Genomic DNA, 17636 nt, shown 5'->3' with positions numbered 1-17636 from the left:
CCTCAGCGGCGGCAGCATCGACGCCTTCGTCGGCGCCGGCGAGCATCTGCGCCATGTACGGGTGCCCGGCCCACCGCTCGATCTCCTGCGCACCCAACTCAGGTGCCTCGACGGCCAGGCAGATCGACCCGCGCCACCGCTCATGCCAGTTGTTGTGACCGTCGAGCCAGTGATTGGCCTGCCAGTCGTTCAGCGCGCAGTTCATCGCATGGTTGGCCTCGGGGATGTGGGCCGAGTATGCCGCGGGTTCCAGCACCGCGATATCGGCCCCGGCCTCCATGATGAGCTGGCGGAATGCGAGATCGGGGTCGCTGCCCGCGAATTCGCCGTCGGAGGGGAAGGTGTCGGTGCGCATCGCGTAGGCGTGCGCGTAGTCGGGTGCGTCGTAGTAGATCAGCTCGCCGACGTCATGGGTCCCGAAGTACCGGCTGCGCCACGGTTCCGGGATGTACTGCCCCAGCACGCCCCGGCGGGGCACCGGATGCACATCGGAGTCGACGCAGCGCACCGCGATGCGTTCGGCGGCGGGCACCCTGGGTGAGATTGTCGCGGTCATAACTCCCTCTCGTTCAGACTGCGACGGCGACGGACTTGGTCTCGATGTAGCCGTCGAGACCCTCACGGCCGAGCTCACGGCCATAGCCGCTGTTCTTGACGCCGCCGAACGGTGCGAACGGATCCATTGTGTACCCCTGGTTTACCCCGAAAGTGCCGGTTTGTACACGCTCGGCGATGGCCACGCCGCGTTCGGTGTCGGCCGTCCACACCGAACCGGCCAGCCCGTAGTCGGAGTCGTTGGCGATGGCAACGGCCTCGTCTTCGTCCGCGTAGGGGATCACGGTGAGCACCGGGCCGAAGATCTCCTCACGGGCGATCCGCATCGCGTTGTGCGCCCCGTCGAACAGGGTGGGCCGCACGTACCAGCCGGTGTCGACGCCGTCGGGCAGGTCGGTGCCGCCGACCACCAGGCGGGCGCCCTCGCGCCGACCGAGCTCGATGTAATCGCGCACGCGGTGCTGTTGTCGCCGCGACACCAGCGGCCCGAGATCGGTGCCCGGATCGGCGGGGTCACCGACAACCAGGGCGCTCATCCGGGTGGCCAACGCGTCGACGAACTCCTTCTCCCGGCTGGCCGGGACGACGATGCGGGTGAGGGCGTTACAGATCTGGCCGCTGTTGGACAGGCTCGCCGACCGCACCCCGGCCGCGACCGTGCCCGGGTCGGCATCGTCGAGGACGATCGCCGCGGATTTGCCGCCCAGCTCGAGGCTCACCTTGGTGAGATTGGCGGCTGCGGCGGTGGCGACGGCCCGGCCCGCGGCCGTGGACCCGGTGAACGACACCTTGTCGACGCCGGGGTGAGCCACCAGCTGGGCGCCGACGGACACGCCACCCGGCACGACCGTGACGATGCCGTCCGGTAGGCCGGTCTCCTTGAGCATCTCGGCGAGCAGCAGCGCGTCCAGCGGCGACTCGGGCGCCGGTTTGAGCACCACGGCGCATCCGGCGAGCAGTGCGGGCACGAGTTTCGTGACGATCAGGAACTGCGGCATATTCCACGGCACCACGGCCGCGACCACCCCGACCGGCTCGCGGCGCACCCGCACGTCGGCGCCGAAGAACCCGCGACGGTCCTCCCGCCAGGGGTAGTTCTCGGCGAGGTCGCAGAATGCCGAGATCATCACGGCCGGCAGCCCGACCTGGGCCCGCTGGGCGAAACCGATCGGCGCCCCGATCTCGGCCGAGATCAGTTGGGCCATCTCGCCGCGCCGCTGCCCGTAGATCTCGGCCAGACGTCTGACCACCGCGATGCGATCCTCCGGTGCGGTGCCGGCCCATTCGCCGACCGCCGCCCCGGCTGCCGTCACCGCCCTGTCGACGTCCGCGGGCTGCGCCGCGGCCACGCTCGCGATGGACTGTTCGGTATGCGGCGACACCACATCGATCCGATCAACCTGCTGATCCATCCGGATCCTCCCGCCTGAGTCCCTTCGAGTATGGACCGCCGCCACGGTCATTATCAACTACTTGTCATTAAGCGGCGGAGGGGCTAGCGTCGCCGCCAGACGAACGGGACAGGAGTGAGTGATGCCGCGTTTCCCCAAGCCGCCCGAGGGCAGTTGGACCGAGCACTACCCCGAACTGGGGACCGGCCCGGTCTCCTACGAGGACTCGATCAGTCCCGAAATCTATGCCCTGGAACGCGAAGCCATCTTCAAACGGGCCTGGCTCAATGTCGGCCGGGTCGAACAACTCCCCCGCAAGGGCAGCTATTTCACCCGCGAGCTGGCCGTCGCCAACACCTCGATCATCCTGGTGCGCACCACATCCGGGGAGGTGAAGGCATTCCACAACCTGTGCAGGCACCGCGGCAACAAATTGGTCTGGCACGATATGCCCCGCGAGGAGACCAGCGGGGTGTGCCGGCAGTTCACCTGCAAGTACCACGCCTGGCGCTACGACCTCAACGGCAACCTGACCTTCGTGCAGCAAGAGGAGGAGTTCTTCGACCTCGACAAGTCGCGCTTCGGCCTGGTCGAGGTGCACTGCGACGTGTGGGAGGGGTTCATCTTCGTCAACTTCGCCAAGACGCCGGAACAGTCCCTGCACGAGTTCCTCGGGCCGATGATCCTTGGCCTGCACGGCTATCCGTTCGACAAGATGACCTCACGCTGGCATTACCGGTCCGAGGTCAACGCGAACTGGAAGCTGTACATGGACGCGTTCCAGGAGTTCTATCACGCCCCGATTCTGCATGCGAACCAGTCGCCGACCGCATATTCGAAAGCCGCGGCCGAGGCCGGCTTCGAGGCACCGCATTACCGCCTCGACGGGCCGCACCGGCTGGTGAGCACCTCGGGTGTGCGGGCCTGGGAGATGCCGGACGAGATGCGCAAGCCGATCGAGGACATCTGCCAGAGCGGACTGTTCGGGCCATGGGACAAACCCGATCTGGGCCCCATGCCCGATGGGCTCAACCCGGCGAAATGCGATCCGTGGGGCCTGGATTCGTTCCAGTTGTTCCCCAACTTCGTCATCCTGTTCTGGGGCCAGGGCTGGTACCTGACCTACCACTACTGGCCGACGTCCCACAACACCCACATCTTCGAGGGCACCATCTACTTCCCGCAGCCGCGCACCCCGCGCGAACGCATCGCCCAGGAACTGGCGGCGGCCTCGTTCAAGGAATACGGGTTGCAGGACGCCAACACCCTCGAGGCCACCCAGACCATGATCGAATCCCGGGCGGTCCAGGAGTTCCTGCTCAACGATCAGGAGATCCTGCTGCGCCACCTGCACAAGGAGACCGCCGCGTGGATCGCCGACTATCAGGGCCGCAGGCCCGCGGTGGAGGTGTGAGCCCGGTGCTTCCCGTCGAATTCGCCGATCTGGAACGGTATTCCGGGTGGTGTCTGCCCAGCGAGCGGATGCGCTACGCGAAACGGCTGTCCAGCTCGATGCACGATATGCAGGCGTTCTACGATGCGGTCACCGCGCGCGCCGAGGAGGCCATCGCCTACTGCGACAAGTTCTCACTCGACGATATGCCCGACGACGTCCTTGCGCTCATGCACATGCTGTATTCGATGATCACCGTGTCGTTTCCGGTGGAGTGCTGGAAGCAACCCCGGGTGCCCGACTCGGGCGCCACGTGGCTGGAGTGCGACTCAGAACCGGTCCCATGACGACCGTACTGCGGGCCGCACGGTGGGCCGATGTCGAGGCAGGCACCGTGCACGCACCGGCCGTGGTCGTGATCGAGGGCAACCGCATCACCGCGGTGAATCCCACTGAACGGCCGCCGGATTCGGCGACCGTGCTTGATCTCGGCGACGTCACGCTGCTGCCCGGCCTGATGGACATGGAGCTCAACCTGCTCATCGGCGGCCCTGGCAGCCCCGAGGGATTGCCCACCCCGATGCACGGTGTGCAGGACGATCCGGCGTACCGGACGCTGCGCGGCGCGGTCAACGCCCGCACCACGTTGGATGCCGGGTTCACCACGGTGCGCAACCTCGGGCTGATGGTCAAGACCGGCGGGTATCTGCTCGACGTGGCCCTGCAGCGGGCGATCGACCAGGGTTGGCATACCGGGCCCCGCATCTATCCGGCGGGTCATGCCGTCACCCCGTACGGCGGGCATCTCGATCCCACGGTGTTCCAGCGGTTGGCGCCCGGGATCATGCCGCTGTCGGTGGCCGAGGGCATCGCCAACGGGGTGCCCGATGTGATCGCGTGCGTGCGCTACCAGATCCGCCACGGCGCCAAGCTGATCAAGGTGTCGGCATCGGGCGGGGTGATGTCGCACAGCACCGCACCGGGGGCACAGCAGTACTCCGACGCCGAGTTCGCCGCGATCGCCGACGAGGCGCACCGCGCGGGTGTACGGGTGGCCGCCCATGCGGTCGGCGACACCGCGATTCAGGCCTGCATCCGCGCCGGGATCGACTGCATCGAGCATGGTTTTCTGGCTAGCGACGAGACCATCCAGATGATGGTCGATCACGGCACGTTCCTGGTGTCGACCACCTACCTCACCGACGCCATGGCGATCGACCGCATCGCACCCGAGCTCCGCACCAAGGCGCTGGACGTTTTCCCCCGGGCGAAAGCCATGCTGCCCAAGGCGATCGACGCCGGCGTACGCATCGCGTGCGGTACCGACGCCCCGGCGATCCCGCACGGGCAGAACGCCAAGGAGCTCGGTGCGCTGGTGGCCCGCGGGATGAGCCCGATGCAGGCGATCCGGGCCGCCACCGTGGTGGCCGCCGAGTTGATCGACGCGGACGACGAACTCGGCCGGCTGGCTCCTGGCTATCTCGCCGACATCATCGGGGTGCCAGGTGATCCTTCGACCGATATCGCTGCTCTGCTCGACGTCGCCTTCGTCATGAAGGACGGGCAAGTCCACAAAGCCGCCTGATCGCGCGATACCGTCGTAGTGACAGGAGAAACATGGAACTCACCGACAACATTTTGTGGCTGCTCAAGCAGGCCTTCTACTTTTCGCTGACCACCGTCAACGACGCGGTCAGCGGTCACGGCGTGAGCACCGCCCAGATCGGCGTGCTGCGCCAGCTGTCGAACGAACCCGGCCTGTCCGGGGCGGAACTGGCCCGCCGGCTGCTGATCAGCCCGCAGGGCGTGCAACTCGCACTCACGGCGCTGGAGAAGCGTGGACTGGTCGAACGCAAACAGAACCCGCAGCACGCCCGCATCCTGCAGGCGTTCCTCACCGACGAGGGGCGCCAGGTGGCCGCGGCCGTCGTCACCGACGCGATCACGGCCCACGAGAAGGTCTTCGGTGTCCTGACCCCCGAGGAACAGCAGACCCTGCGCGATCTGCTGAGCCGGGTCGTCGAAAAAGGCACCGGACACGAGCTGTTCGACGACCACATCGAGCGCTGACGGCTGCACGTCGACCGGCGCCGCCGCGTCGTCAAAGGCCCAGGACGCGACGAAGTCCCCGATCAACGTCTTGCATCAAGTTCGCCGGTAACCCGCCGGCCCGATCGGTGAGATCCGACTTGTCGAGTGTGACGAGCGCCGTCACGTCGGCAACTGAATCGCGTGGGAGCCCTGTCGCGTTCGCCGGACCGTGAGGGGACCCGGTCGACACCGTCGGCATACAGCACCCGCGTCATTATCTAGTACTTGATACTAATCCCAAGTAGTTGATACTGTGATGGCGATGCTTGAACCAGCCACAACCCCGGTCGAAGGTTTCGCACCGCTTCGCGTCAAGCGAGTCGTGCGGGAGACCTCCGATGCGATATCGCTGGTATTCGATCGGCCGACGTCCGACGCTGGCGAATTCGATTATCTCCCCGGCCAATACCTCACACTGCTCGTGCACGTGAACGGGCAGGAACACCGACGCTGCTACTCGATGTCGTCAGATCCTGACCTCGACCAGGATCTGCAGATCACCATCAAGCGCGACCGGGACGGCGTGGTCTCCAACTGGCTCAACAACACCGCCGCACCCGGGGACCAACTGCACGCATCACGCCCGCAGGGCCGGTTCGTCATGCGCGAGCACGAACGCGATCTCGTGGCATTCGCCGGCGGCAGCGGAATCACGCCCGTCTACTCGCTGCTGCGGTCGGCGCTGGAGACCACCGGCCGCGCCGCCCGGTTGTTCTACGCGAACCGAGGCCGGGATTCCATCATCTTCGACGCACCCCTGGCCGTGCTGCAGCGGCGCCACACCGCGAGGTTCGACGTGCATCATCACATCGACGACGAGCATGGTCTCGTCACGGCGGCCCAGATCGCGGACTTTGCCGGCGAGGCCCGCGACTGCGACTTCTACGTCTGCGGGCCCGCACCGTTCATGGACACCGTCGAGAAGACCCTCCTGTCCGCCGGGATATCGGCCGAGCAGCTTCATCTCGAACGATTCACCGTCGCTCAGACCGCGTCGCCCGACCCGGCCGAACCCGTCGTCACCGAGGAGGTCACGATCGAACTCGGCCGCAGCACGGTCACCGAGCCGTATCGGGCCGGCAACACCCTGCTGCAGACAGCGCGGATGGCCGGCCTGAAGGCGCCGTCGTCCTGCGAAACCGGTTCCTGCGGAACATGTATGGCACACGTGGTCGAGGGCAGCGCACGCATGCTCAACAACGACGCCCTCGACGAGGATGAGGTGGCCGAGGGTTGGGTGGTGACGTGTCAGGCGCTGCCGACGAGCCGCACGATCAAGGTGGTTTACGAATGACACGAGTAGCCGTGGTCACCGGCGGCGGTTCCGGCATGGGTGAGTCCACCTGCCACGAGCTGGGCCGCCGTGGCTTCGATGTGGCGGTCCTCGACCGCAACGAGAAGGCCGCGCAACGGGTTAGCGATGACCTTCGAACCGAGGGCGTCACCGCGATGGCCCTGGGAGCCGATGTCACCGACAGCCGGGCCGTCGGCGAGGGCTTCGACAAGGTCCGCGGCGAACTGGGTCCGGTGACGGCGCTGGTCACCAGCGCCGGCACGTTCGGATTCTCACCGTTCCTCGACATCACCGACGACGCGTGGGCGCGGATCATCGACGTCAACCTCACCGGCACCTTCTACAGCTGCCGGGCCGCGTTGCCGGACATGATCGAGTCGAAATGGGGTCGCATCGTGATGATCTCGTCGTCCAGCGCACAGCGCGGATCGCCGTTCGCCGCGCACTACGCCGCATCCAAAGGCGCAGTCATCACACTGACGAAGTCGCTGGCCCGCGAGTACGCCGAGCACGGCATCACGGTCAACAACATTCCCCCGTCCGGCATCGAAACCCCCATGCAGCACGAGTCGCAGGCCGCGGGGTATCTGCCCTCCAACGAGCAGATCGCGGGCAACATCCCGATGGGCCGGCTCGGCACCGGCGCCGATATCGCGGCGGCCGTGGGGTTCCTGTGTTCTGATGCAGCGGGTTTCATCACGGGCCAGGTACTCGGCGTCAACGGCGGAGCAGTGATGTGAGAGAACAGGAGGCATCCATGGCGAAATGGGCTAAACCGGCCGAAGGTTCCTGGACCGAACACTATCCCGACCTGGGAACCGGTCCGATCTCGTTCCGTGACTCGACCTCACCAGAGTTCTACGAGACCGAACGCGAGGCGGTGTTCAAACGGGCCTGGCTCAACGTCGGCAGGGTCGAGGAGACGCCTGACGTCGGCAGCTATGTGACCAAGGAGATCGAAGCGGCGCGATCCTCAGTCATCGTGGTGCGCGGCGACGACGGCCGGATCCGGGCGTTTCACAACACCTGCCGTCACCGCGGGAACAAGCTGGTGTGGAACGATTTTCCGGACCGTGAGACCGCCGGGTCGGGCGAGTTCTTCGAGTGCAGGCAATGCGGCTGGCGGTACGGGCTGGACGGCGCACTGATCCACGTGCCCGAGCCCTTCGGGGTCGATGCCGCCGATTACCGGAACTACGACCTGATCCCGGTGCACTGCGACATCTGGAACGGGTTCGTGTTCATCAACTTCGACACGCGACCACGCCAGAGCCTGCGGGACTTCCTGGGCCCGATGCTCACCGGCCTGGACGACTATCCGTTCCACCGGCTCACCGAACGCTACGACTGGGTCGCGCACAACAACAGCAACTGGAAGATCTTCGCCGACGCCTTCCAGGAGTACTACCACGTGCCGTCCCTGCACACCCAGCAGGTGCCGCCCGAGGTGCGGGACCCCAACGCGGGCTTCACCTGTGGGCACTTCCAGCTGGACGGTCCGCACCGACTGGTCTCGACCGCAGGAACCCGCCGCTGGTTGTTGGCCCCGGAGTACATGTACCCGATCGAGCGGGCGACCAAGAGCGGTCTGGTCGGGCCGTGGCGGACGCCGGATATCGGCGAACTGCCCGCCGGGCTGAACCCCGGCAACATCGAACCCTGGGGGATCAGCAACTTCCAGATCTTCCCCAACACCGAAATCCTCATCTACGGCGGCTGGTATCTGCTGTACCGGTACTGGCCCACATCCCACAACACCCACCGCTTCGAGGCCTACACCTACTTTCACCCGGCCCGGTCCGTTCGGGAGCGGATCGAGCACGAGGTGGCCGCGGTGGTCCTGAAGGAGTTCGCCCTGCAGGACGCCGGCATGCTCGGCGGCACCCAGGCCGCCCTGGAGTACGGCATCGTCGACGACTTTCCACTCAACGACCAGGAGATCCTGGTGCGTCACCTGCACAAGGTGGTAGTCGACTGGGTGGACGAGTATCAGCGCACCAGCCGCCCGGTCGGGGTGTGACATGCCGGAAACCATGCTGCCCAGTGCCTTCGCCGAACTCGAGCCCTACGCGCCGGTGTGGTGCCTGGCCACCGAGACCGAACGGTGGAACGCCAGATTGTCCGCGACGATGCGGGAGATGGAGCAGTTCTACGACGCCTTCTTCCCGCGGCTGGAAGAGGCGATCGACTACTGCGACAAGTATCCGCTCGACGGCATCCCCGACGATGCGCTCAACCTGCTGCGTCTCATCTACTCGCTGATCATGGTGTCGATGGCGGTGGAGGTCATGCACCAGCCGGCCCCCGTCGACGGCGCGGACGCCGTGATGATCCGCACCGGTGAACCACGGCCCTGACCGCCCCTTACGAGAGGATCTCAATGAGTGTGCTGACCATCAACAAGCTGACCGCGTCGGTGGGGGCCGAGGTCGTCGGCGTCGACCCGGAACGGCTCGCCGGTGACAACGGCCTCGGAGCCGCGATCCTCGACGCGCTGGAAGACAACGGTGTGCTGGTGTTCCACGATCTGCATCTGGAACCCGAAGTCCAGGTGGTCTTTTCCCAGCGGCTCGGCGAGATCGACCGGTCCTCGGACGGCCACCACCCGGTGTCGGGCATCTACCCGATCACCCTGGATCAGACCAAGAACAAGGCCGCGGAGTACCTCAAGGCGACCTTCGACTGGCACATCGACGGCTGCACACCTCTGCACGACGAATGTCCGCAGAAGGCCACGGTGCTCTCCGCGGTGCAGGTCGCCGCGCGGGGCGGGGAGACCGAGTTCGCCAACTCCTACGCGGCCTACGAGACCCTCGGCGATGCCGACCGGAAGCGCTGCGAGACACTGCGTGTGGTCCATTCTCTGGAAGCCTCGCAGCGGCGGGTGTATCCGGATCCGACCCCGGAACAGCTGACCCGGTGGCGGGCCCGCCCAACCCATGAGAACCCGTTGGTGTGGACGCACCGCAGCGGGCGAAAGTCGCTGGTGCTCGGCGCATCCGCGGATCACATCGCCGGCATGGACATCGACGAGGGGCGGGCGCTGCTGGCCGAACTCCTCGCCCACGCCACGACCGCCGACAAGGTGTACAGCCACAAGTGGTCGGTCGGCGACACCGTCATCTGGGACAACCAGGGGGTCCTGCACCGGGCCGCTCCCTACGAGCCGGACTCGCCTCGTCACATGCTGCGCACCACGGTGCTCGGCGACGAGCCCATCCAGTGAGGCATCCGCTTCGGTTGGCCCCGTTGCCATCCGGGCAGTGGGACGACGACATACGGTCATCGCTCACCTCGCTCATCCCGGCCGAACGCGCGAACCCGGAAGGTGCCGGCAATGTCTTGTCCACGCTGGTGCGCCACCCCGCGCTGACCCGGGCGTACCTGCCGTTCAACGCCTATCTGCTGCGGGATTCGCAACTGTCGCCGCGGGTTCGCGAAGTCGCGTTGCTGCGGACCGTGCTTCGCTGCGGATGCGACTATCTGTGGGACCATCACCTGCCGATCGCCGGGCGGGCCGGGCTGACCGGGGCCGATATCGACGGCGTCCGGCGCGGGCACTGCACGGAAGTGCTCGACGATTCGGTCGTGCGGGCCGTGGACGACCTCGTCGCGTTCAACACCGTCACCCAGTCCACCTGGGATCGGCTGGCCAGGGACTTCGACGACGCCCAGCGGATGGATCTGGTGTTCACCATCGGCGGCTACCAACTGCTTGCCTTGGCCGTCAACACCTTCGGCGTGCAGGCCGAGTAGCCGGCACCGCGAGCGTGCGTGTTTGTCGGTGGGCGCGCCGTGTTGTGTCGGCAGTTTGCGCACGTTCGCCTGCGTCTGGCCCAGAGCGACGTGGTTCGATGCGCATCGTGCACGTATGTGCAAACCTATTGACCGGGTGTGCAGGCTTCGCTTTTAGTGAGTCGAACTCAGATTTGAGACTGACAACGAAGGAGCCGCGTTGCCATCCACTCGGTACTCATGTGATGTTCCGATCGCACCACCGACCGACGTACTGGTCGTCGGTAGCGGACCATCCGGGTTGGGGGCGGCCATCGCGGCGGCGCGCAACGGCGCCTCGGTTCGGATGATCGAGCGGTTCGGGTTCCTCGGCGGCAATCTGACCGCGGGCCTCGTCGGCCCGTGCATGACATCGTTCTCACTCGACGGCAAGATTCAGCTGGTGCGTGGAATCTTCGACGAATTCGTCCGCCGGATGGAACGTCAGGGTGGCGCGGTGCACCCGTCGAAAACCACGTCCGGCAGTCAGTATTCGGGCTTCATGGTGTTCGGCCATGAGGCGGTCACCCCGTTCGACCCGGAAGTCGCCAAGGTGGTGGCGCTCCAGATGTGCCGTGAGGCCGGCATAGACCTCGTACTGCACAGCTTCGTCGTCGACACCCAGGTCGAGGACGGCGCAGCGACCGGGGTGATCACGGCCAGCAAGAGTGGGCTCGGCCTGATTCCCGCATCGGTGATCGTCGACTGCTCCGGCGACGGCGATGTCGCGGCCCGAGGCGACGCTAAATTCGAATACGGTCGGCCCCAGGACGGCGAGGCCCAGCCGATGACCCTCTTCTTCCGGGTGGCCGGCGTCGACGACGCAGCCGTCGAACGCTACCGACGCGAGCATCCCCAGGACTACTTCCCGTACCAAGGCATCGTCGAACAAGCGCACCGGGACGGAAAGTACGACCTGCCGCGCCGCGGCGTTCAGCTCTTCAAGACCCTGGAGCCAGGGGTGTGGCGGATCAACACCACCCGAGTGCTCGGCGTCGACGGCACCAACGTCGACGACCTGACCCGCGCCGAGTTGACCGCGCGTGACCAGGTTGTGGAGCTGATGCGCTTCTTCCACGCCGAACTCCCCGGTCTGCAGAACTGTCGGTTGCTGGACACCGCGGCGACGATCGGAGTCCGCGAGAGCAGACGCATCGTCGGCGAGCACGTTCTCACCCTCGAAGAATTGGTCCAGGGCCACCATTTCCCTGACGTCATTGCGGTTGCCGGCTATCCGGTCGACATCCACAGCCCGGTCGGCACGGCGGGTCCCTTCGACGACGACATTCCCGCCACCGCCAATATCTACGAAATTCCCTATCGCAGTTTGGTTCCCGAATCCCTCGACGGCGTTCTGATGTCGGGGCGCTGCGTTTCGGCCACCCACGAGGCGCTGGCCGCCGTCCGAGTCATGCCGCCTTCCTTCGCCATGGGCGAAGCTGCCGGTACTGCCGCCGCCCAAGCGGTGGCCGGCGGCGTTCAGCCACGTGCCGTCAACGTGGCCTCGCTGCAGAACCAACTTCTTGCCCAAGGCGCCTATCTCGGCCCCGCCTTCGAAACCGAGGCCGTACATTGATCCGCCGGGTTGTCTCGGCCAGCACCGTCGGCACGGCGCTGGAGTGGTACGACTTCATGCTGTACGGCACGGCGTCGGCCTTGGTCTTCGGCCGGGTCTTCTTCCCGGACAGCGACCCCACGGTCGGAACTCTCGCATCGCTGGGCACGTTCGCGGTCGGCTTCTTCGCCCGACCGGTCGGCGGTCTGCTGTTCGGCCACTTCGGAGACCGGTACGGTCGCCGACTGGTTCTGATGGTCACGCTGATCGTCATGGCCCTCTCGTCCACACTGATCGGATTGATCCCGTCCCACGACTCGATCGGGATCGCAGCGCCGGCGATGCTGGTGCTCCTACGGGTCTTCCAAGGCCTCGGCGCCGGCGCCGAATACGCCGGCGGCTCGCTGATGGCCGCCGAACACGCGCCGCCAGGACGACGGGGTTTCTTCGCCGCCATTCCACCGACTGGCAATGCGCTCGGTGTCATCCTGGCGGCGTTGGTCTTCACTCCGTTCACCTGGCTGCCCGAGGACGCCTTCCTTGCCTGGGGCTGGCGGATTCCCTTCCTGGTCAGCATTTTGATTCTGCCGGTCGGGCTCTACATCCGATTCCGAGTCGATGAGACGCCGGCCTTCGAGAAGAACGTAGCCGAGCAGGGCAAGCAGCAGATCGCCCCGTTGATCACCGTGATCAGGACGGCACCGAAACCTCTCCTCTCCGGCTTCCTGCTCAGCATCGGACCCAATGTCGCCACATATATTCCCAGCGTTTATGCACTGACCTACATCACCGAAAACGTCGGGATGGCCGCTGCGGTCGGCACTATCGGGTTGATGATCGCCAATACGATCAAGCTGGTCACGCTGCCGTTGTCCGGCTGGCTGTCCGATCGTTTCGGGCGCAGACAGGTCTTCACCAGTGGCGCGGTGTTGTGTGCGCTCGCCGCCTTCCCGATGTTCTGGCTGATGGACACCGGCGATACCTTGGCGATCTGGTTCGCGATGGTCGTGGTGCTCACGTTCGCCAACGATCTGATGCTCGGGTCCCAGGCAGCCATGCTGGCCGAGCAGTTCGAGACCAAGGTCCGCTACACCGGAATCGCTTTCTGCCGTGAACTTTCCGCGGCTCTGGCTGGTGGCACCTTGCCGTTCATGGCAGCCTTTCTGACGTCGCGCACCGAGGGCACCTGGGCGGTCTCGTCGTTGATGGTGATCATGTGTGTTATCGCCATCTGCGGTGCATCGCAGACTAAGGATGGGCGCAACATATCGTTCATCGACGACGGGCCGTCGCGCCCTGATACCGCTCCAGAAGAAGACCTGCGGTCAACTCGTCGATCACCAACTCGGTGATGTATCCGCCGGCGAGCGCGGCATCCAAGGCGTCGATCTTGTGATCGCCCGACACCGCGCAGATCCTGTGCTTCACCATGCGGAGCTTGTCCAGGTCCGGACCGGACGTACGGGCGTTGAGGCGGATCCCGGAGTGGCTTCCGTCCTGCCGGAGGTAGCTGGTGGCGATGTCGCCGATGGCGCCGTCGGCAGCGAGCGCGGCGAAGTCCACATCGTCGAGGAAGTAACCGTTCAGGTAAGGGCTGCTTGGCATCCCGGCGGTCACAGTGCCAACGTTGAACAGCACAACGTCCGCGCTGTGCTGCAGGGAGATGATGCCCTTGATGCTGCGCTCTTCCAGCAGACCCACCTTGATCTCGGCTCGATCGAAGAAGACCGGCACCGGGAACTGCCGCACATAGCCGGAGAACGCTTCACCGAACCGGGCCATGATCGAATTCGCGTAGTGTCCGCCGGTGGTCCGGGAAAAGCCCATCCCGTTCAGTTGGACGAACTGGCAGTTGGTGGTGGGCTTGGCGATCAGGCATTCGCTGATCGCGTTCACCATCGTCCCCCAGGAGATCGCGATGATCATGTCGGATTCGAAGATCGAATGGAGCAGCCTTGCGGCCTCGACGGCTGTTCGTTCGAGTCGCTCGACCGTGGTCGCCGTCGACGGCACATGCGCGACATGGGCCCGCACACCGAAAGACTCGGCCAGCGACTGCTCGAGCGGATGAGCCCTGGAGTCCGGCGGAAGCACCCGAATCTCCACCAGCCCTGAATCGCGGGCATATTGCAGCAAACGCGAGACGGTGGAGCGGGATGTACCCATCTGACGGGCGATGACGTCCATCGTCGCGCCATGCAGATAATAGCGTTGCGCTACTCGCAACGCCTCATCGACGCGACGATCAAGATGGTGATCAGGCTGGTGGTCTTCAGCCATCGACTCCTCGCTCACGGTCGTCCACACACTCAAGGCCAGGATGCCAGGGATGTTCGTACGCCGTGTCCACTTCAGGAAGTCGGTAATGGTGCCGAAACAGACTGCCCCACAGTCTGATTTCGCACTCCCCTACTGCGGCATCGCGGTATCGACGGCCGTCAGTTTGTCGGAAAGCCCTGCAACCCTGCGTATCTCCCGGAATTCGTCGAGCATCCCGTCGGTGACCTCATGCGGATCCTCGACGGTGGCGTCGTCGGCGATCACCGAGATGTTGAGCTGATCGACATAGCTCCACACCGTGATGTTGAGTCCGCTGCCCGCGGTGATCGGCCCCACCGAGTAGATCTCGGTAACGGTCGCGCCACCCACCTTGCCGCGTTCGCGGGGCCCCGGCACATTGGAGATGTTGAGGTTGAGCACCTTGTTCTGGCCGTCCTGGTTCGACAGCCATTTGAACGCCGCCTCCACCGGTGCCGGCGGCAGATACGCGGCCCAGCGCGCGATCAGTTCCGGCCCGATCAGCTGGTGGCTCTCCTTGGCCAGCGTGGCGGCCGCACGCGCCCGGCGCACCCGTTCGGCGGTATCGATGACATCCACCGGCAACGCGACCAGCACACCGCTGAACCGGTTACCCGAGATACGGTCCGGTGAGAAGTCGAAGCTCATCGGCACCGACGCCAGCAACGGATGGTCGGCGTTGCCGTCGTAGCGCAGCGACAGCATCCGCAGCGCCCCCGACGCCATCGCCAGCACCAGATCGTTGATCGTGACACCGAGCGCCTTGCCGGTCTCCTTGACGTCGGACAGCGCCAGGGTGGCCGTCGCGAACAGGCGCTTCGGACCCAGCACATGGTTCATGAAGCTCGGCGGCGGGGTGAACGGCCGAGTCAGCTCGGGTGAGAACTTGCGGCTGCTGCGCCGCACCCGACCGAACCCCGCCGCGGTGTATCCGACGGTCGCGGGTAACCGCCCGATCTGGCGCAGGTGGTCACGGAACGCCGAGCGCACCAGTTCGCCGCGCGACGGCGCGGGATCGGTAGCGTAGGAATCGCGGTCACGTTGCGGTCCCACCTGCGGGTCCATCCCGCGGGCCAGCAGATTGGCCGAGGCGACTCCGTCGGCCAGCGCATGGTGGATCTTGTTGACCACCGCGATCCGCGGGCTGGGATTGTCGGCGCTGCCTCCCGGCGCGAGGCCTTCGACGAAGTACATCTCCCACAGCGGGCGGCTGCGGTCCAGCGGTGTGCTGGCGATCTCGCCGATGGCCTCATCGAGTTCGCGGCGCCCACCCGGCGCGGGCAGCCGCCACGGCCGGATGTGGTAGTCGAGGTCGACGTCGCAGTTCTCCCGCCACATCGGGTGGTGGAATTTGAACGGGATGTCGACGAGTTGGTAGCGGAACGGGGCGAGTTTGTAGAGCCTGCCGTGCAGTACCTGACGGAACTCCTCGATGCCGAACGTCCTGCCGTCGAGGCCGTCCAGGTCGATCACGGCGATCTTCAGCGTGTGCATGTGCACGTTGGGCGTCTCGGTGTACAGCAGGAACGCGTCCCACCCGCTCAATCGCTTCACTGTGTACCTCCCCTGCGGAGGCGTCTATATAACCGCTTTGGTCCGGTCAATCGTCCGGTTTCGGTGAATTTCGTTGAGGAACAACCCAATTGCCGTCGCCACCGATCCGGTCCTTGCCCCGTCGGTCATATCGAAAGCGTGTCCGGCCCCCGGCAGTTCGATATAGCCGACCGGCGCCCGCGATGCCGCCATGAGCCGGTCGACGAAGCCGCGGGCCTGGGCCACCGGTATGACGGTGTCGCCGGCGCCGTGGATCACCAGGAACGGTGGGGCCCCGCGGTGGACCTGGGCGATCGGCGAGGCCTGTCGGAAGAGCTCGGGATGACGGTCGATGCGCCGGCCCACCACCACGCGCTCCAGGAAATCCACGAAGCGTTCCCGCTCCGGGGTGGACCGGTCCTCCCAGTCGTAACGGCCGTAGATACCCACCACCGCGTCCACCGAGGTGTCCGATCCGTCCGGCAGATCGCCCTGCAGTCCGGGATCGTTCGGGGTGAGCCCGGCCAGCGCGGCCAGATGTCCGCCCGCCGAACAGCCCGCGATCGCGACGAAGTTGCGATCGCCCCCGAACTTGTCGACGTTGGCCCTGGCCCACGAGATGGCCGCCTTGACGTCGGTGATGTGCCGGGGCCAACGATGGTGCGGCGCCGCCCGGTAGTCGATCGACAGGCACACCCAGCCCCGTTCGGCCAGGTGCGACATCAACGCATAGCCCTGCAGCATCCGTCCGCCGTGCACCCAGGCGCCGCCCGGGACGAACAGCAGCACCGGGGCCGGCTCGGCGGGCAGCCGCTTCGGCCGCCACACGTCGAGCAGCTGCGTTGGGCTGTCGCCGTAGCGCACCGAGCTCCGGTACACCTGGCGCCGGTATTCGAGGGTGTTCCACAGCGGCGGCACGCCCCGGGGTGCCGGCCACTCGACGGCCAGCCGGGCCGCGGGCACCACCCCGCGCAGCGCTTCCCTGGCGACGGCGTTGGTCTGCTCCCGTTCGACCTGACGAGTTCGGGCGGCGCCGGGGTCCAGCCAGGACTTCGCCGAGGCGGCGACGAAGTCGGGCAGGTGGCGCCAGCCCCACACTCCCATGGCCGCCATCGCGCCGAGCGGCTCAAGGTGTTTTCCGACCACCGGCAGCGAAGCCGATGCCACGCTCAATGCCAGCATCTGGTCGGTCGGTTTGGTGTGCAGCAACCATCGCGCACAACCGGCCAGGGTTGGCGCGGGGTACCGGGAATCCGGTCGTGCCGTCATGGCGCGAGCGTACCGCGCGGCACCCGGACGGAGGCGACAACTTCGCCAAGCTGTTCACTGGAGGATGTTTTGTGATTTGTATCACGTATACGTGGCGGCGGTATCCCCGTTAGCTTCGCTAAACATGGGTAAGTCAGCGCTGGCCATTACCGAAGACCATCAGGACCTCGCCGATTCGGCTCTCGGGCAGCTCACCCGGCTCGACAGCCGGGCCGCCGCCCGGGCCACCCTCGACGAACCCGGCCGCTACCCCGCCGAAATATGGTCGGCGGCCGCAGATCTCGGCTGGAACGGGTTGGCGATCGCCGAAGAGTACGGCGGATCCGGATTCGGGCTCCCCGAACTGGCCGTGGTCGCCGAGGCCGCCGGCCGCGAGCTGTGCCCCGGCCCGTTCCTGCCGAGCGTGTGCGCCGGTGTGGTGATCGACCGGTACGCACCCGACGCCGTTCGGGAAGCACTCCTCCCCGGTCTGGCCGGCGGCGC

Annotated in this window: 17 protein-coding genes and 2 pseudogenes; 13 read left to right on the top strand and 6 right to left on the bottom strand. The window is 66.1% G+C overall.

Going from position 1 to position 17636, the window contains the following annotated elements; genetic code table 11:
- Window positions 1-556: pseudogene (locus tag ACWDTP_RS29855) on the bottom strand (amidohydrolase family protein); the annotation flags it as partial.
- A gap of 13 nt (window positions 557-569) precedes the next feature.
- Window positions 570-1967: an aldehyde dehydrogenase gene (locus ACWDTP_RS29850; RefSeq protein WP_450026604.1), complete on the bottom strand. Its 1398-nt coding sequence runs from the start codon at window positions 1965-1967 to the stop codon at window positions 570-572.
- 121 nt (window positions 1968-2088) lie between these two features.
- On the opposite strand from ACWDTP_RS29850, the gene ACWDTP_RS29845 reads away from it, so the two are divergent.
- From ACWDTP_RS29845 to ACWDTP_RS29830, 4 genes are read left to right on the top strand one after another with little or no spacing between them, the layout of a single operon-like run.
- Window positions 2089-3360 carry an aromatic ring-hydroxylating oxygenase subunit alpha gene (locus ACWDTP_RS29845; RefSeq protein ID WP_450026602.1) on the top strand — a complete coding sequence of 424 codons (1272 nt, stop codon included), beginning with the start codon at window positions 2089-2091 and terminating at the stop codon, window positions 3358-3360.
- Complete coding sequence (locus tag ACWDTP_RS29840; RefSeq protein WP_450026600.1) at window positions 3357-3686, top strand: hypothetical protein; 330 nt, start codon at window positions 3357-3359, stop codon at window positions 3684-3686. Before ACWDTP_RS29845 ends, ACWDTP_RS29840 begins: the two co-directional genes overlap by 4 nt.
- Window positions 3683-4924 carry an amidohydrolase family protein gene (locus ACWDTP_RS29835; protein WP_450026598.1) on the top strand — a complete coding sequence of 414 codons (1242 nt, stop codon included), beginning with the start codon at window positions 3683-3685 and terminating at the stop codon, window positions 4922-4924. The genes ACWDTP_RS29840 and ACWDTP_RS29835 overlap by 4 nt, the downstream gene beginning before the upstream one ends.
- 32 nt (window positions 4925-4956) lie before the next feature.
- On the top strand, window positions 4957-5409 hold the full coding sequence (locus ACWDTP_RS29830) for a MarR family winged helix-turn-helix transcriptional regulator (RefSeq protein ID WP_450026596.1): 453 nt from the start codon (window positions 4957-4959) through the stop codon (window positions 5407-5409).
- A gap of 31 nt (window positions 5410-5440) precedes the next feature.
- On the opposite strand, the pseudogene ACWDTP_RS29825 reads toward ACWDTP_RS29830, so the two are convergent.
- Window positions 5441-5596, bottom strand: a pseudogene (locus ACWDTP_RS29825) (type II toxin-antitoxin system PemK/MazF family toxin); the annotation flags it as partial.
- A gap of 96 nt (window positions 5597-5692) precedes the next feature.
- Here ACWDTP_RS29825 and ACWDTP_RS29820 point away from each other — a divergent pair.
- The 8 genes from ACWDTP_RS29820 to ACWDTP_RS29785 all read left to right on the top strand — a co-directional run bounded on the left by ACWDTP_RS29820 (window position 5693) and on the right by ACWDTP_RS29785 (window position 13405).
- A complete protein-coding gene (locus ACWDTP_RS29820) occupies window positions 5693-6724 on the top strand; it encodes a 2Fe-2S iron-sulfur cluster-binding protein (protein WP_450026594.1) in 1032 nt (343 codons plus the stop codon).
- On the top strand, window positions 6721-7464 hold the full coding sequence (locus tag ACWDTP_RS29815; RefSeq protein ID WP_450026592.1) for an SDR family NAD(P)-dependent oxidoreductase: 744 nt from the start codon (window positions 6721-6723) through the stop codon (window positions 7462-7464). The genes ACWDTP_RS29820 and ACWDTP_RS29815 overlap by 4 nt, the downstream gene beginning before the upstream one ends.
- Before the next feature lie 17 nt (window positions 7465-7481).
- Window positions 7482-8744: an aromatic ring-hydroxylating oxygenase subunit alpha gene (locus ACWDTP_RS29810; protein ID WP_450026590.1), complete on the top strand. Its 1263-nt coding sequence runs from the start codon at window positions 7482-7484 to the stop codon at window positions 8742-8744.
- A 1-nt stretch (window position 8745) separates the two neighbouring features.
- Window positions 8746-9081: a hypothetical protein gene (locus tag ACWDTP_RS29805; protein WP_450026588.1), complete on the top strand. Its 336-nt coding sequence runs from the start codon at window positions 8746-8748 to the stop codon at window positions 9079-9081.
- 23 nt (window positions 9082-9104) lie between these two features.
- Complete coding sequence (locus tag ACWDTP_RS29800) at window positions 9105-9950, top strand: TauD/TfdA dioxygenase family protein (protein WP_450026586.1); 846 nt, start codon at window positions 9105-9107, stop codon at window positions 9948-9950.
- Window positions 9947-10480, top strand: a complete 534-nt coding sequence (locus ACWDTP_RS29795; protein WP_450026584.1) for a carboxymuconolactone decarboxylase family protein — start codon at window positions 9947-9949, stop codon at window positions 10478-10480. The genes ACWDTP_RS29800 and ACWDTP_RS29795 overlap by 4 nt, the downstream gene beginning before the upstream one ends.
- A gap of 199 nt (window positions 10481-10679) precedes the next feature.
- Window positions 10680-12074, top strand: coding sequence for an FAD-dependent oxidoreductase (locus ACWDTP_RS29790; protein ID WP_450026582.1), 1395 nt, complete (start codon window positions 10680-10682; stop codon window positions 12072-12074).
- Entirely contained in the window at window positions 12071-13405 is a 1335-nt protein-coding gene (locus ACWDTP_RS29785) for an MFS transporter (protein ID WP_450026580.1), read from the top strand. Before ACWDTP_RS29790 ends, ACWDTP_RS29785 begins: the two co-directional genes overlap by 4 nt.
- On the opposite strand, the gene ACWDTP_RS29780 is transcribed toward ACWDTP_RS29785, so the two are convergent.
- The 3 genes from ACWDTP_RS29780 to ACWDTP_RS29770 form a co-directional block, all read right to left on the bottom strand.
- Window positions 13326-14333: a sugar-binding transcriptional regulator gene (locus ACWDTP_RS29780; RefSeq protein WP_450026578.1), complete on the bottom strand. Its 1008-nt coding sequence runs from the start codon at window positions 14331-14333 to the stop codon at window positions 13326-13328. The two genes, ACWDTP_RS29785 and ACWDTP_RS29780, sit on opposite strands and share 80 nt — an antisense overlap.
- A gap of 129 nt (window positions 14334-14462) precedes the next feature.
- The gene (locus tag ACWDTP_RS29775; protein ID WP_450026576.1) at window positions 14463-15905 is read right to left on the bottom strand and encodes a WS/DGAT/MGAT family O-acyltransferase; all 1443 of its coding nucleotides are present in this window, start codon (window positions 15903-15905) and stop codon (window positions 14463-14465) included.
- 24 nt (window positions 15906-15929) lie between these two features.
- Window positions 15930-17153, bottom strand: coding sequence for an alpha/beta hydrolase fold domain-containing protein (locus ACWDTP_RS29770; protein ID WP_450026574.1), 1224 nt, complete (start codon window positions 17151-17153; stop codon window positions 15930-15932).
- Between the two features lie 124 nt (window positions 17154-17277).
- Between ACWDTP_RS29770 and ACWDTP_RS29765 the strand changes: the two genes are divergently transcribed.
- Window positions 17278-17636: acyl-CoA dehydrogenase family protein (locus tag ACWDTP_RS29765; protein ID WP_450026572.1), on the top strand; the 359-nt coding region annotated here is incomplete at its 3' end.

It is taken from the genome of Mycobacterium sp. NPDC003449 (assembly GCF_053588415.1).
The sequence above is the reverse complement of the archived record's forward strand: the minus strand, read 5'-3'. Positions and strand labels throughout refer to the sequence as shown.